Raw genomic sequence first — 13,620 nt, forward strand, 5'->3', positions numbered from 1 at the left:
CGGGTGGACTGGCGCAGCTTGTTGCCGATCCACTGTCACTTGGGCGCGCCCGTCGTGAACGGATGCCGCGGCCGTGAACGGTTGTCGAGCCTCTTGGGCAGCTTGTCGGCCTTGAGCTTCACGACCGCGCCCCGGGGGTCAGGAGCCGGCGCCTCTTCCTGGCTGTAGATCAGCGTCGCTTCGAATCTCACGTCGGGCGCTTGGCGGGCCGTTCCCGAACAGGTCGCCATCGCCCCGCTATAAACGCCGGAGAGCTCGACCTCGACCTCGTCCAGCCCGAACACGGTCGGCGGCCCGTCGGCATGTCGCCGTGTGGTCAGGACGGCCGTGAAATGCCGGTCGTTGTCGAACTGATAGGAGCCGCCATAATTGAAGAAGCTGTCGCTGCCCGAGATCCGTCCCTGGGCCAGATGCACGATGCCGGTGCCTTGCGCGTGCGCTGTTCTGAACCACGCCGCGTATTTGCCCTCTTTCAGCATGGAAACATCCACCCGTAATTTCCACGTGTATTTGCAACGAAGCTTGAGGCGCGACAATGACCGACACGACGAGCATTCCGCCACGGTTAACGCCCTGCAAAATCAATCCGTTAAATTTCTGCGGCCGCACGCGGCGGCGGCGACGTCAAAACAATTCGATGCCGTCGTCAGCCGTTTCCACGACTTCGACGCGACGCGACGGCCGTACAAGGAGCCAATGCCGCTCGAGCCCGCGCGCGGCTACCTGGTCGAGAACGCCGGGCGACAGTTCGATCCTGGCTGCGTCGAGGCTTTCCTGTTGCGCTGGGACGAGGTGGTCGAGATCGCCGGCGGTCAGCGGACAAGTCCCTTGCCGGTCGCCGCGGCCCCTCCCGCTCCCGATATAGAGCGTGCAGCAGCGAGCTCGTCAGACGCGCGCCGTCCCGCGTCCCGACCGCCTGACCCGATCGATCCGCCAACATCTTGCCGCGGCACCATTTTTCTCCGGTCGCCGGTTTGAACCTGTTCCTGCTAAAGTGGCACCAAGACCTGAGAGTGATTCTGGTCACACTTGCCCCGGCGCCCTGCTGCTAGGCATCGAACCAGGACGGGCACCAGAGCATCGTCGAATTGGATGAGAATTCCCATGAAAAGCCTGATCGGCGCCTGTGTCGGCGCATTCTGCCTTGCGGCCCCCGCTTGGGCGGAGACTCCCGCCGCGATCGTCGAGGACGTCCAGGGCAAGGTCGACGGCATCGCGTTCATGGATTACGTGGCGCCAGGCAAGATCATCAAGCTCGGGCCCAAGGCCAGCATCACGCTCAGCTACCTGAAATCCTGCCAGCGCGAGACCATCAGCGAAGGTGTCGTCCTGGTCGGCGCCGAGCAGAGCACCGTGCAGCTGGGCGAGGTCAAGCGGGAAAAGGTGCCCTGCGATACCAATGCGGCAAAACTGTCCGAGCGCGAGGCGAACCAGAGCGCCGCAACGACCTTCCGCACCGTGCGCTCGGACGCCAAGGGCGGACCGGCCAAGCTGCCGACGCTCTACGGCGTCTCGCCACTGGTGCAGGCCAAAGCCGGCGGCACGCTGGTGATCGAACGCACCGACGGCAAGGAGCCCACGATCAGCGTGCCGCTCAAGCGCGACGCCATGACCGGCGGCGGCAAGTTCTATGATTTTGCCAAGGCCGGAAAGACATTGACCCCGGGCGGCAGCTACCTCGCCATTCTCGGTGCCAAACGCTACACCTTCCAGATCGACGCCAGCGCCACCTCCTCGCCGACCCCGATCATCGGCCGCCTGCTGCGGCTCGAATAGGCGGACTCGAATAAGCGGAGTTGGCGACGGGGCGATGCGGCGGATCGGGGGACGGGACATCGTTGCGGCAATCCTGATCGTGCTCCTTGCGGGCGCGATCTTCACGTCCCCGCCGCTGCAGACACTGCAAGGCCTCTCGCTCGACATCCTCACCGCACTGCGTGGGAAGGTTATCGGCGAGCGCCGCGATCCCGCGACGTCGCCGGTCGTCGTCGTGGCGATCGACGGCGAAACCTACGAGACCCCGCCCTTCAAGGGATCGCCGACGCAGACCTGGACGCGCGAGATCGGCCGGGTGCTCGGCAGTATCAGCGACGGCGGCGCCAAGGTGATCGGCTTCGACGTCATCTTCAAGAACTCGATCGAGCAATCCGAGATTCCCTTTGGCGACGCGCCGCTCGGCGCCCGCATGCGCGGATTTGACCGGGACTATCTGATCGCGCTGCGGCAGATCGCCGACAACGGCAAGCTCGTGCTCGGCGAGATCCTGAGCAATGACCATCCGGAAGTGCCCTACCGTGCGCAGCGGCTGGCGGTGCGAAACAACGTCCGTGCGCTTAATGTCCACACCGACGCCGACGATGTCATCCGGCGGATGCCGCTCAGCTTCTCGATCGAGGGCAAGCCGGTGCCCACAATGGCGGTCGCGCTCGCCGCCCGCGCGCTCGGCGCGAAGGTCGAGATGGCGCCATCCGGCGCGGCCGGGCTATCCGGCTACGCAATCCCGAGCACTGTACCGAACACGCTGACGCTCAACTTCCGCGGCCTCAGCCGCGACGTTCCGACCTTCTCCTTTGCCGATCTGCGCGCCTGCGTCGAAAAAGGCGACCGCGATTTCTTCCGGCGCGCCTTCGAGGGCAAGGTCGTGCTGCTCGGGACCGTCCTCAACTTCGAGGACCGCAAGCTCACCTCGATGCGCTTGTCCGGCGGCTATGACGGAACGCCGTCGGCGCGATGTGCCCTGCCCGCGGCCGCCGGCACCGCGCAAAAGCCCCGCAGCGACGTCGCCGGTGTGTTCGTGCACGCCGCTGCGGTCCGAAACCTGATCGAGCGCGATGCCGTGACCGAGCTCGGCTTTCCCTCGCGCACCCTTCTCACGATCGCGTTCGCGGCCGTCATCGCCTGCGCGGCCGGCGTGTTTGCGCCGAGTGGCGCCCTGATCGCCTGGCTCGGCCTCACCATCGTCTACGCGGTCGTTGCCGTCGGGGCATTCGTCCATGCCTTGGCGCTGCCGCTGACCGAGCCGGCGCTCGCCAGCCTTGCCGCGCTCGCGATCATGATCGGCTATCGCTTCGTGCTGGCCGACCGCGACGAGCGCTTCCTGCGCAAGAGCTTTGCCTTTTACCTGGCGCCCGAGGTGATCGAGACCATGGTGGCCTCCGGCAAGATGCCGGCGCTCGGCGGCGAGATGCGCAACGTCACCATGTTCTTCTCCGACCTCAGCGGTTTCTCGTCGATCGCCGAGACGATGACGCCGGTCGAGCTGGTGACGCTGATGAACGAATATCTGTCCGCCATGACCGACATCATCGAAGGTCATGGCGGTTACGTCGACAAATATATCGGCGATTCCATCGTCGCCATGTTCGGCGCCCCGGCCGACGATCCCGCCCACGCGCGCAATGCGGTGCGTGCTGCGCTGAAGTGCCACGAGACGCTGGCCGAGCTCAATGAAGGCCATCCCGCCTTCGCCGGTCACGGCCTGTCGCACCGTATCGGGCTCAACAGCGGCGAAGCCGTGGTCGGCAACATCGGCTCGCGCCGCCGCTTCAACTACACCGTGATGAGCGACACCGTGAACGTCGCCTCGCGGCTCGAAGGCGCCAACAAATATTACGGCACCGCGATCATGGCCTCGGAAACCACGATGGCGCAGACCGGCGATAGCTTCGCCTGGCGCGAGCTCGATGCGATCAGGGTGCAGGGACGCGGCGAGGCGATCAGGGTGTTCGAGCCGCTGGCGGAAACCGGCGCGGAAAGCGCCGAGCAGGCCAAGGTCGCCGCAGCCTATGCGGAAGGGCTGGCGTGCTGGCGGGCACGGGAGTTTGCCAAGGCGGCCGACGCGTTCGAGGGCGTCGCGAAGATCGATCCTGCGTCAGCCCGGTTCGCCAAACGTGCGAACGTACTGACGCAGACTCCGCCGCCGCCGGACTGGACACCGGTCAATACGCTGGAAGGAAAGTAGTGGCTTCTTACCCTCCCCTGGAGGGCCCTCCAGGGGAGGGTTAGATCGCCTAAAACGGCAGCCCCGTATAATTCTCCGCAAGCAGACGCTGCGCCGTCTCGGACGAGAGCAGGTAGTCGAGCTCCGTCTGCTGCAGACGATCCTCATATTCGATCCGGTCGGGGAAGCGGTGCAGCAGCATCGTCATCCACCAGGAGAAGCGTTGTGCCTTCCAGATTCGCGCGAGCGCCTTGGCGGAATAGCCCTTGAGACCGGCATCGTCGCCGCTCTGATAATGCGCGAGCAGCGCGTGATAGAGATAGTAGATGTCGGACGCCGCGCTGTTCAATCCGCGCGCGCCGGTCGGCGGCACGATGTGCGCGGCATCGCCGGCGAGGAACAGGCGGCCATAGCTCATCGGCTCGGCGACGAAGCTGCGCAAGGGCGCGATGCTCTTCTCGATCGACGGACCCGTGATCAGACGGCCGGCGACCTCGTCCGGCAGCCGGCGCTTCAGCTCGGCCCAGAACGCGTCGTCGCTCCAATCCTCCACCTTGTCGGTCAAAGGCACCTGGATGTAGTAGCGGCTCAGCACCTGCGAGCGCAGCGAGCACAGCGCAAAGCCGCGCTCGTGCTTCACGTAGATCAGCTCGGGCGATACCGGTTTCGTGCGCGACAGCACGCCGAGCCAGCCGAACGGATAGACCTTCTCATATTCGCGCAGCACGTCCTTCGGGATCGACTTGCGGCTGACGCCATGGAAGCCGTCGGCGCCGACGATGTAGTCGCAATCGACGCGGAGCGTCTGCCCGTTCGAGCGATACGTCACATAGGGCCGATCCGACGTCAGATCGTGCGGCGTGACGTCCTCGGCATTGTGCACGACCTTGCCGCCGATCCGGTCGCGTGCCTCGTAGAGGTCGCGCGTCAGCTCGGTCTGGCCGTAGACCAGGACCGAATTGCCGCCGGAATGCCTGTGCAGGTCGATGTGGGAGAGCACGCCGTCATGGGCGATCTCGAACCCGTTGTGGATCTCGCCCTCGCGGTCCATCCGCTCGCCGCATTGCGCCTCGCGCATCAGCTTCGCAAAGCCGTGCTCGAGCACGCCGGCGCGGATCCGGGCCAGCACGTGGTCGCGGCTGTATTTCTCCAGCACGATGGTGTCGATGCCCTTGAGGTGCAGGAGCTGGGACAGCAACAGCCCGGACGGCCCGCCGCCGATGATACAGACCTGAACTTTCATTTTTGCGTCCTCCCGTCGGCATTTTTTTGCATACGTTAAGGCGCAAGCCGATGGAGGGTTTCGCCTTTGTCTTGTACTATTCGAACATGAGAAGCGCGGCCCCCGCCCCGGCCATCCGGGTCTACAATCTGTTCGGCGAGTCCGGCGATCTGCCCGATGTCGTGCATTGCGAGACGATCGCCTCGCGTTCGGTGCTGCACGACTGGACGCTGGCCGTGCACCGCCATGCCCGGCTGCACCAGGTGCTGCTGATCGAGCGCGGCGGCGGCGAGGCGACGCTCGACGGGCGCGTGGTGCCGCTGAGGCCGATGCAGATCGTCAACGTGCCGGTCGGCCACGTCCACGGCTTCCGCTTCGAGCCCGACACGCAAGGCTGGGTGTTGACCATCGCCGCGGAGATCCTCGACGAAGCGCTGCTCGCCGCCGAGGGCCTGCGCGGTGCGCTGTCGCGGTCGGCGGTGGTGCGCGGCACGCCGCAGATCCGCGCCACGATGAAGCAGATTTTCGCCGAGCACGCCGCGCGCGACTTCGGCCGTGCGCATGTGCTCCGCGCCTTGTCGTCGGCCATGATCGGGCTCGTGGCCCGCGCGCTCACGGGCGAGAGCGGCGGCAACGGCACCGCGGAAAGCGGGTTGTTCCGCCGCTTCGAGGCGCTGCTGGAGCAGCATCATCTGGAGCGCTGGAGCGTCGCCGACTATGCCGAGGCGCTGTCGGTGACACCGACGCATCTCAACCGGATCACGCGGGCGGCGACCGGCGACACCGCCTCGCATCTGATCCTCAACCGCCTGATCCGGGAGGCGCGGCGCAACCTCGTCTACACCAACCTGCCGGTCTCGACCATCGCCTACGCCCTCGGCTTCGAGGACCCCGCCTATTTCAGCCGGGTCTACGCCGCCGCCACGGGGGTCTCACCGCGCGCTTTTCGCGCCCGGCTCCATGGCGGCGAAGGCTGAACCACCGGACAAAGGATCAGGGCACGTCTGATCGACGCGCCCCGCATCCGCGATGTCTCTCGTTGCCACTTACCTTCGTATATAGCGCCCCATCCTTTGGATAGAGGCGCTTTACCTCCGTACAATTGAGCGGGGCACGCCCTCGCCCTAGCGTGACGGCATTCGGCGCCCTGGCGCTGGTGGCATGGAACCTCCCTAACCTCGGCGCAAGGCGGCCACCCCTGTCCGGTCGTCTGCGCCGCCTTTTCAGCAAAGCCATCGGCGCCTTCAGTTATTCCCGCCGATACGCCGCGCCATTTCGGCTGGACGGTCGGCTTTCGTGCCGAACCTGGGGAGTTGTGCATAATGTCTTCGCTTGGGAAGAGCGCGCTCTTTATCGACGGCTCCAATTTCCATGCCACCGCCAAGGCGCTCGGCTTCGAGATCGACTACAGACGCCTGCTCAGTGAATTTCAAAGCCGAGCTACGCTGTTACGGGCCTTCTACTACACGACCATCATCGAGGATCAGGAATATTCGTCGATCCGCCCCTTGATCGATTGGCTCGACTACAACGGCTTCACCGTCGTCACCAAACTCGCCAAGGAGTTCGTCGACCCCGCTACCGGCCGCCGCAAGGTGAAGGGCAGCATGGATGTGGACCTCGCCGTAAGCGCGATGGAGCTTGCCCAGCACGTCGATCAGATCGTGTTGTGCTCGGGCGATGGGGATTTCCGTTCGCTGGTCGAAGCCTTGCAACGCCGCGGCGTCCGCGTGACCGTCGTCTCCACACTTTCCACTCAGCCGCCCATGATCGCCGACGACCTGCGCCGGCAGGCGGACATATTCATCGATCTGGTGGAGTTGAAACCAAAAGTGGGGCGCGATCCACCCGATCGACCGGTATCGCGCGAAATGCGGCAGCCACCGCAATTCCTCGCGCGCGGAACGATCAGGCGCGACGACCGGGTGGAATGATCGGAGGACGGCCGCCCGGCACCTCACACGTCGAAGAACACCGTCTCCTCCGGCCCCTGCAGATTGATCGTGAAGGAATACACGACCTTGCCGGCGCGCTCGCTGCGGGTTGCGATCAATGTCTTGCGGCGCACCGGCTGCTCGATGAGGTTGAGCACGGGATCGGCGGCGTTGGCCGCCTCTTCGTCCGAGAAATAGAGCCGCGTGTTGAGGCCGATGTTGATTCCGCGGGCGACGATCCAGAGGTTGACGTGCGGCGCGCATTTGCGCCCCGTCCTGTCGGTGATCGCGCCCGGCTTGATGGTCTCGAAGGTGACGAGGCCGCTGTCGAAGTCGGAGCCGGCGCGGCCCCAGCCGCGAAACTCGTCCTCCAGCGCGCCGGCGGAGCGATCGGCGGGGTGGTTGTAGCGGCCGGCCGCATTGGCCTGCCAGATCTCCAGCAGCACGTCGCGCAGCGGTGTGCCGGTGCCGTCGAGCACCTTGCCCTCCAGCGTGATGCGCTCGCCTTTGGTGTTCGGGCTCACCAGCACGTTGGAGAAGTTCTTCTCGAAGATGTCGAAGCCGGCCATGGCCGGGATCAGGCCGATATGGACGTAGGGCCCGGCGGTCTGCGAGGCGGTTTCCTTGAGATAATTGAGCGGCTGCGGCATGGGCTCTAATTCCCCGCGGTACGGTTTTCGAAATAGGTGGAGCGCTGGCCGCGCAGCACGATGTCGAAGCGGTAAGCGAGCGAGTCGAACGGCGTCGAGGCGTTGAGGTCGAGCGGCGCCACGAGGCGGTCGAGCGCGTCCTTGTCCGGGATCGTCGTCAGGATCGGGCAGACCGGGATCAGCGGATCGCCTTCGAAATACATCTGCGTGATCAGCCGCTGCGCAAAGCCCGAGCCGAACACCGAGAAGTGGATGTGGGCGGGGCGCCAGCTGTTGACGTAGTTGCGCCAGGGATAGGGGCCCGGCTTCACGGTGCGGAAGTAATAGTAGCCGGTGTCGTCGGTGAGCGCGCGGCCGCAGCCGCCGAAATTCGGATCGATCGGCGCCAGATAGGTGTCCTTCTTGTGCCGGTAGCGGCCGCCGGCATTGGCCTGCCAGAACTCGACCAGCGTGTTCGGAACGCCCCGGCCGGTCTCGTCCAGCACGCGGCCGTGGACGATGATGCGCTCGCCGACGGGATCGCCGTCCTTGGCGTAGTTGCGGATCAAATCATTGTCGAGCGGGCCGAGATCGTTGTGGCCGAACACCGGCCCCGTGATCTCCGAGATCGAGTTCTCCAAGGACAGCAGCGACTGGCGCGGCGAGCGCAGCACCGAGGACTTGTAGCCTGGCGCATGCGCCGGCGGATGGATCGCGCGGTCGCGCTGGAAGAAGCCGCCGTCGCCGAGCGGCGGCGTCAAGGGCTCGGGACGATTAAGGCGGGGATCCCGCAAGGCTGGCGCCTGGGCATTCATCGGCGTTGTCTCTCCCTGGGAGCCCGAGGTCGGGCGGCTTATCGGGAGAGCATGAGCCAGCCTATTCTCAAGATAAATAGATGAATTATAATGAATTGCATGAAGGAAATCGATCATTTGGCCCTCGACGGCCATGCCCTCGAGCTGTTCCTAGCGGTGCTGGAGGAAGGCTCGGTGACGGCGGCAGCGACGCGGCTCGGCCTCACCCAGTCTGCCGTCAGCCACGGGTTGAACAAGCTGCGGCGGATTGCCGGCGATCCGCTGTTCGCCAAATCCGGCCGTGGCATCGTTGCGACGGCCCATGCGCAGGCACTGGCCGGCAAGGCACGCGCGCTGATCGACGAGATGCGCAGCTTTGCCGGCGGCGTCAGCTTTGAGCCGCCCCGCGCACAGCTGTCGTTGACGATCGCGGCCAACGATTTCCAGCGCGACCTGCTGCTGCCGCGCTTCTTCGATCACGTCGCCGCACAAGTGAAGAGCCTGAATCTGCGCGTGATCCCCTCGCAATCGCCCTCGCCCGCGATGCTGCGCGAGAACCGCTGCGACCTCCTGATCACGCCGCTGCCGCCGTCCGGCGTCGACATCGTGCAGAAGCGGCTGCTGAGGGATCACTACGTCTGCTACTACGATCCCAAAGCGCGCGCCGCGCCGGCCAGCCGCAATGCCTATCTCGCGGCGCGTCACATCACCGTGGTCTATACCGACAATGAGCGGCTCGACTTCGACCGCCGGCTGGCAGCGAACGGGCTCCACCGCGACATCGCGATCTCCGTGCCGAGCTTCTCAGGCGTGCCGTCGTTCCTGCGCGCCTCACAGATGCTGGCGAGCATGCCGAGCCTGCTCGCGTCCGGCGTAATGCGCGGCTTTGCGCAAACTCCGATCCCACTGGCGTCCCGCACGAAGACCCTGGCCGAGCTGCCGATGTTCATGGTCTGGCACCAGCGCTACCAGAAGGACCCGGCCCACCGCTGGGTCAGGAGCCAGCTCGAGGCCGTCGCGGCGACGGCCGCCACGTTCTGACCTGCCGTTCTCATGTCCTGATAGCAGGCGCCGCGCTCCGCAAGACTGCCCTTCCCAAACCCACTGGTTGCGCAGGGGGAGCCGCGCTAAAATCCCCCCATGACAGTGACTGACATTGCGAACCGGACCTACAATCACAGCTGGCGGCTGGATCCCATCATCCGCAGCCTGCTCGATACCGACTTCTACAAACTATTGATGTTACAGATGATTCGGGAGGATTACCCGAGTCAGAATGTGACCTTCTCGGTCATCAACCGCTCGCGCCATGTGCGCCTTGCGGAGATCATCGACGAGGGCGAGCTGCGCGCCCAGCTCGACCATGCCCGCACCATCCGCTTCACCAAGAAGGAGCTGATCTGGCTGGCCGGCAACACCTTCTACGGCAAGACCCATATGTTCTCGGCGGATTTCATCCGCTGGCTGGCGGAATTCCGCCTTCCCGAATACGAGCTGCGCAAGGTCGAGGGCCAGTACGAGCTGCATTTTCACGGGCCCTGGACCCACACCACGATGTGGGAGATTCCGGCGCTTGCGATCCTCAACGAGCTGCGTTCGCGTGCGGCCATGAAGGGCCGCGGCCGCTTCGAGCTCGACGTGCTCTACGCCCGCGCCAAGGCCAAGTTGTGGACCAAGGTCGAACGGCTGCGCCAGCTCGAGAACCTGCGGCTCTCCGACTTCGGCACGCGTCGCCGCCACGGCTTCCTCTGGCAGCGCTGGTGCGTCGAGGCGGTGAAGGAAGGCCTCGGCCCCTCCTTCATCGGCACCTCCAACGTGCTTCTCGCGATGGACAACGATCTCGAAGCCATCGGCACCAACGCGCACGAGCTGCCGATGGTGGCCGCCGCGCTCGCCAGAGACGACGAGGAATTGCGCTGGGCGCCCTACCGCATTCTCGACCAGTGGCGTCAGACTTACGGCGGCAACCTCCTGATCGCGCTGCCCGACGCCTTCGGTACCAGGACCTTCCTCCGCGATGCACCGGAATGGGTCGCCGATTGGACCGGCTTCCGCCCCGACAGCGCGCCGCCGATCCAGGCTGGGGAGGAGATCATCGCCTGGTGGCAGAAGCAGGGTCGCAACCCCAAGGACAAGCTGCTCGTCTTCTCCGACGCGATGGACGTCGGCTCGATCGAGGACACCTATCGCCACTTCGCAGGGCGCGTGCGGCTCTCGTTCGGCTGGGGCACCAACCTCACCAACGATTTCGTCGGCTGCACGCCGGACGGCTCGATCAGCCTCGATCCGATCTCGCTGGTCTGCAAGGTCTCATCGGTCGACGGCCGTCCGGCCGTCAAGCTCTCCGACAATCCGGAGAAGGCGACCGGCCTGCCCTCGGAAATCGAGCGTTATCTGCGCGTGTTCGGCGACGCCGGTCGCGTGCGCAAGCCGGTGCTGGTGTAGGACACACGTCCACGGAGAGCGTGTAGCGCCCGTCCGGCGCTACGTCGTCATTGCGAAGAGCTCTTGCGCCAGAATGATGCCGCGGAGGCAGGCTGGATTGCTTCGCTGCGCTCGCAATGACAAGGCATTGGTTCGCGATATCACATCAGCTCCGATTTCGCGGCATTTGAAACGATCTGCGCGCATCCACGTCACATTACCTTCACCCTCCGTCACAATCCCTCGCACTTTTCAGGTCCAGTTAAGCAACCATCTCGTCTACTTTGCGTTGCAGGCGCAACGCCCCTGCCGGGCGCGTCGATCGACTTGGGGACTGGTGTGTTTCGCAGAACAGCGGCGTCGGCGGAGGGCGGCAACCTCCTTCACGTCATCAAGCTCGTCTCGCCTTTCGTGATGGTCGTCGTGCTGCAGGCGGCGATCGCCGGATTCAGTCTCGAGGTGATGTCGTCGGTCCGCGCCTATGTCGCCGGCGAAGCACTCTGGTCGCGCTCGCAGAAGAACGCGGTCTACTTCCTCAATCTCTATCTGCATTCGGGCGAACCGAGCCAGTTCGCGCAATATCAGGCTTCACTCGCCGTCCCCATCGGCGACGAGTTCGCGCGCTGGGCGCTGGAACGCGATCCGGTCGACGTCGAGGCCGCCCGCGTCGGCTTTCTCCAAGGCGGCAACCATCCCGATGACGTCCCGGGACTGATCTGGCTGTTTCGCTATTTCAATCGCGTCAGCTTCCTCCAGGACGCGATCAGGGAATGGGCCGCCACCGATCCCATGCTGCTGGAGCTCAGCGTGTTCGGCGAGGTCATCCGATCCGAGCTGAAGAAAGGTCCCATTCAGGACGACGACCGCCTGCAATTCCTGTCGTCGCGGCTATCGGAGCTCAATGCCCAGTTCACGGTGCACGCCAAGCAATTCTCCACCGTCCTCGGCGAAGGATCCCGGGCGATCAAGCTGACGCTGACGGGCATCAACATCATCACGGCTGCGGCGCTGATCCTGCTCCTGATCTGGCATACGCGGCGCCTGGTGCGGCAACGGCAGACCTTCGAAGACGCCTTGCATGCCGAGAAGGAGCGCCTGGCCTGGCAGGCATCGCATGATTGGTTGACCGGCCTCTCCAACCGCCGCGCCTTCGAGGCGCGCCTGCAAGCCGAGCTGGACAATGCCGCGGCGGGTGCGCTCGCCCTCATCCTGCTCGACCTCGACCAGTTCAAGAGCGTCAACGACAGTTGCGGCCACCTCGCCGGCGACCGCCTGCTCTGCCAGGTCTCGCGCCTGCTGCAGCAGGACCGGCATGCGCATGATCTGGTGGCCCGGCTCGGCGGCGACGAATTCGGCCTGATCCTGCCGCGATGCTCGCCCTTCGATGCCGTCGACATCGCCGAGGGTCTGCGCCGGTCGCTGGAGCTGTTCAATTTCGCCTGGGACGACCGTTGCTTTGCCGTGACCGCCAGCATCGGCGTCGCCTGCATCGCAGACGGCAACATCACGCTCGAGGATGCGATGCGACGCGCGGATGCGGCCTGCTACCGCGCCAAGGAAAAGGGCCGCAACCGCGTTCAGGTCGAGAACGGGCGATCGGACGTTGTCGTCGTTGCGCCACGCCCGCGCGAAGCGGTCGCTGCACGAGGGTAATGGCATCGTCACCGCAGGGGCAGAATTCCAAGTCCTGCGAGATGGGTGTCGACGAATTGTTCGATCTGCTGGCGCAGCATCTGCGACGGCACGGCCACCATGCGCTCCTCGAGGCCGAGCGAGATGATGCCATGCACGGCGGAAAACAGCGTGCGCGACAGCAGCGCAATCTTCACGTCGTCCGCATCCGGCAATAGCCGCACCAGGGGCGGATGCATCAGCGCGAACGCATCCATCACCATCTGGAGGATGTCGTCCGGATAGGGGCGATCGTCCTCCATCCGATGCTCGAACAGGGAACGCAGCAAATTGGCGTGCGCGGCGAAGAAGTCGAGATAAGTCTCGGCGAGCCCATAAAGCTGGCGGACCGGATCCTCGGCGGGAACAGCACGGAGCCGGGCCGTGAGCGCCTGAACCGTTTCCCGGTTCACCGTCAGAATGACCCCGTCGAAGTCGCCAAACTCGTTATAGACGCTGCCAACCGAGCAGCCGGCCGCCTCGGCAACATCCCGAACCTTCAATGATCTCAGCCCCTTAGCTGAGATGATGCCGCGGGCAATCTCGACGATCTGGAGCCGGCGCCGAAATTTTTTCTGGTCGCGCAGCGATTCTTCTTGAACATTGTTCATTTTCAAGCTACTCATGTGAACATTGTTCAATCTAACCCGGAGACCTGGAAAATGCAAACCCTTGCTGTCGATATCGCCACCACCTTCGTCGATGACGCCGCCGCCCTCGTCGCCGGCTTTGGCCGGGCCCTGCTGCGGCTGGCCATGGCCCCGGTCAATCGCATCGCCAACGCCTGCGACGTTGCCGGTGTGCTCGCCGAACGCCGGGCGACTCTTCGGATGTGGCGGGCGAGCCGTGCCCGTGCCCGTCACGAGGGCCGCCGGTTCAGCCTGCTCGGCCGCTTCTCGCCGTTTCGCCACCTCGCCCATCTCACCTGAGGCGCGCACGCGGGTCGGCTCGAATGCAAGCGCCGGCTGCAGGATGGACTTAACCATGTCCGGACGGGCGTGGCCGA

Annotated in this window: 13 protein-coding genes; 8 read left to right on the top strand and 5 right to left on the bottom strand. The window is 65.0% G+C overall.

The window, feature by feature from the left end:
* Window positions 1–35: 35 nt before the first annotated feature.
* Window positions 36–479, bottom strand: a complete 444-nt coding sequence (locus tag XF30_RS33820) for a hypothetical protein (protein WP_109145098.1) — start codon at window positions 477–479, stop codon at window positions 36–38.
* Here XF30_RS33820 and XF30_RS40220 point away from each other — a divergent pair.
* The 3 genes from XF30_RS40220 (at window position 478) to XF30_RS33835 (ending at window position 3,961) form a co-directional block, all read left to right on the top strand.
* The gene (locus XF30_RS40220; protein WP_502696147.1) at window positions 478–978 is read left to right on the top strand and encodes a hypothetical protein; all 501 of its coding nucleotides are present in this window, start codon (window positions 478–480) and stop codon (window positions 976–978) included. The genes XF30_RS33820 and XF30_RS40220 overlap by 2 nt on opposite strands.
* Before the next feature lie 126 nt (window positions 979–1,104).
* A complete protein-coding gene (locus tag XF30_RS33830) occupies window positions 1,105–1,776 on the top strand; it encodes a hypothetical protein (RefSeq protein ID WP_036035538.1) in 672 nt (223 codons plus the stop codon).
* A gap of 34 nt (window positions 1,777–1,810) precedes the next feature.
* On the top strand, window positions 1,811–3,961 hold the full coding sequence (locus XF30_RS33835) for an adenylate/guanylate cyclase domain-containing protein (RefSeq protein ID WP_109145099.1): 2,151 nt from the start codon (window positions 1,811–1,813) through the stop codon (window positions 3,959–3,961).
* A 49-nt stretch (window positions 3,962–4,010) separates the two neighbouring features.
* Here the strand turns inward: XF30_RS33835 and pobA are convergent, their stop codons facing one another.
* Window positions 4,011–5,183 (bottom strand): 4-hydroxybenzoate 3-monooxygenase, encoded by a 1,173-nt coding sequence (gene pobA, locus XF30_RS33840; protein ID WP_109145100.1) that lies wholly within the window; start codon window positions 5,181–5,183, stop codon window positions 4,011–4,013.
* Window positions 5,184–5,233: 50 nt separating this feature from the next.
* On the opposite strand from pobA, the gene XF30_RS33845 reads away from it, so the two are divergent.
* Together XF30_RS33845 and XF30_RS33850 are read left to right on the top strand one after the other, a co-directional pair.
* Window positions 5,234–6,139 (top strand): helix-turn-helix domain-containing protein, encoded by a 906-nt coding sequence (locus tag XF30_RS33845; protein ID WP_109145101.1) that lies wholly within the window; start codon window positions 5,234–5,236, stop codon window positions 6,137–6,139.
* Between the two features lie 345 nt (window positions 6,140–6,484).
* The gene (locus tag XF30_RS33850) at window positions 6,485–7,096 is read left to right on the top strand and encodes a LabA-like NYN domain-containing protein (RefSeq protein ID WP_109145102.1); all 612 of its coding nucleotides are present in this window, start codon (window positions 6,485–6,487) and stop codon (window positions 7,094–7,096) included.
* A 23-nt stretch (window positions 7,097–7,119) separates the two neighbouring features.
* Here XF30_RS33850 and pcaG read toward each other — a convergent pair whose 3' ends face one another.
* Both pcaG and pcaH read right to left on the bottom strand, forming a co-directional pair.
* Window positions 7,120–7,746: a protocatechuate 3,4-dioxygenase subunit alpha gene (gene pcaG, locus XF30_RS33855; RefSeq protein WP_109145103.1), complete on the bottom strand. Its 627-nt coding sequence runs from the start codon at window positions 7,744–7,746 to the stop codon at window positions 7,120–7,122.
* A 5-nt stretch (window positions 7,747–7,751) separates the two neighbouring features.
* Entirely contained in the window at window positions 7,752–8,540 is a 789-nt protein-coding gene (gene pcaH, locus XF30_RS33860; RefSeq protein ID WP_036026596.1) for a protocatechuate 3,4-dioxygenase subunit beta, read from the bottom strand.
* 90 nt (window positions 8,541–8,630) lie between these two features.
* Between pcaH and XF30_RS33865 the strand changes: the two genes are divergently transcribed.
* The 3 genes from XF30_RS33865 (at window position 8,631) to XF30_RS33875 (ending at window position 12,596) form a co-directional block, all read left to right on the top strand.
* Window positions 8,631–9,560 carry a LysR family transcriptional regulator gene (locus tag XF30_RS33865; RefSeq protein ID WP_109145104.1) on the top strand — a complete coding sequence of 310 codons (930 nt, stop codon included), beginning with the start codon at window positions 8,631–8,633 and terminating at the stop codon, window positions 9,558–9,560.
* Between the two features lie 99 nt (window positions 9,561–9,659).
* Window positions 9,660–10,964 (top strand): nicotinate phosphoribosyltransferase, encoded by a 1,305-nt coding sequence (gene pncB, locus XF30_RS33870; RefSeq protein WP_036011351.1) that lies wholly within the window; start codon window positions 9,660–9,662, stop codon window positions 10,962–10,964.
* A 318-nt stretch (window positions 10,965–11,282) separates the two neighbouring features.
* Complete coding sequence (locus tag XF30_RS33875; protein ID WP_036011353.1) at window positions 11,283–12,596, top strand: GGDEF domain-containing protein; 1,314 nt, start codon at window positions 11,283–11,285, stop codon at window positions 12,594–12,596.
* A gap of 8 nt (window positions 12,597–12,604) precedes the next feature.
* On the opposite strand, the gene XF30_RS33880 is transcribed toward XF30_RS33875, so the two are convergent.
* Window positions 12,605–13,225 (bottom strand): TetR/AcrR family transcriptional regulator, encoded by a 621-nt coding sequence (locus XF30_RS33880; RefSeq protein ID WP_192893478.1) that lies wholly within the window; start codon window positions 13,223–13,225, stop codon window positions 12,605–12,607.
* Window positions 13,226–13,620 lie beyond the last annotated feature (395 nt).

The sequence above is a fragment of the Bradyrhizobium sp. SUTN9-2 genome (assembly GCF_003122645.1).
Lineage (GTDB): Bacteria > Pseudomonadota > Alphaproteobacteria > Rhizobiales > Xanthobacteraceae > Bradyrhizobium > Bradyrhizobium yuanmingense.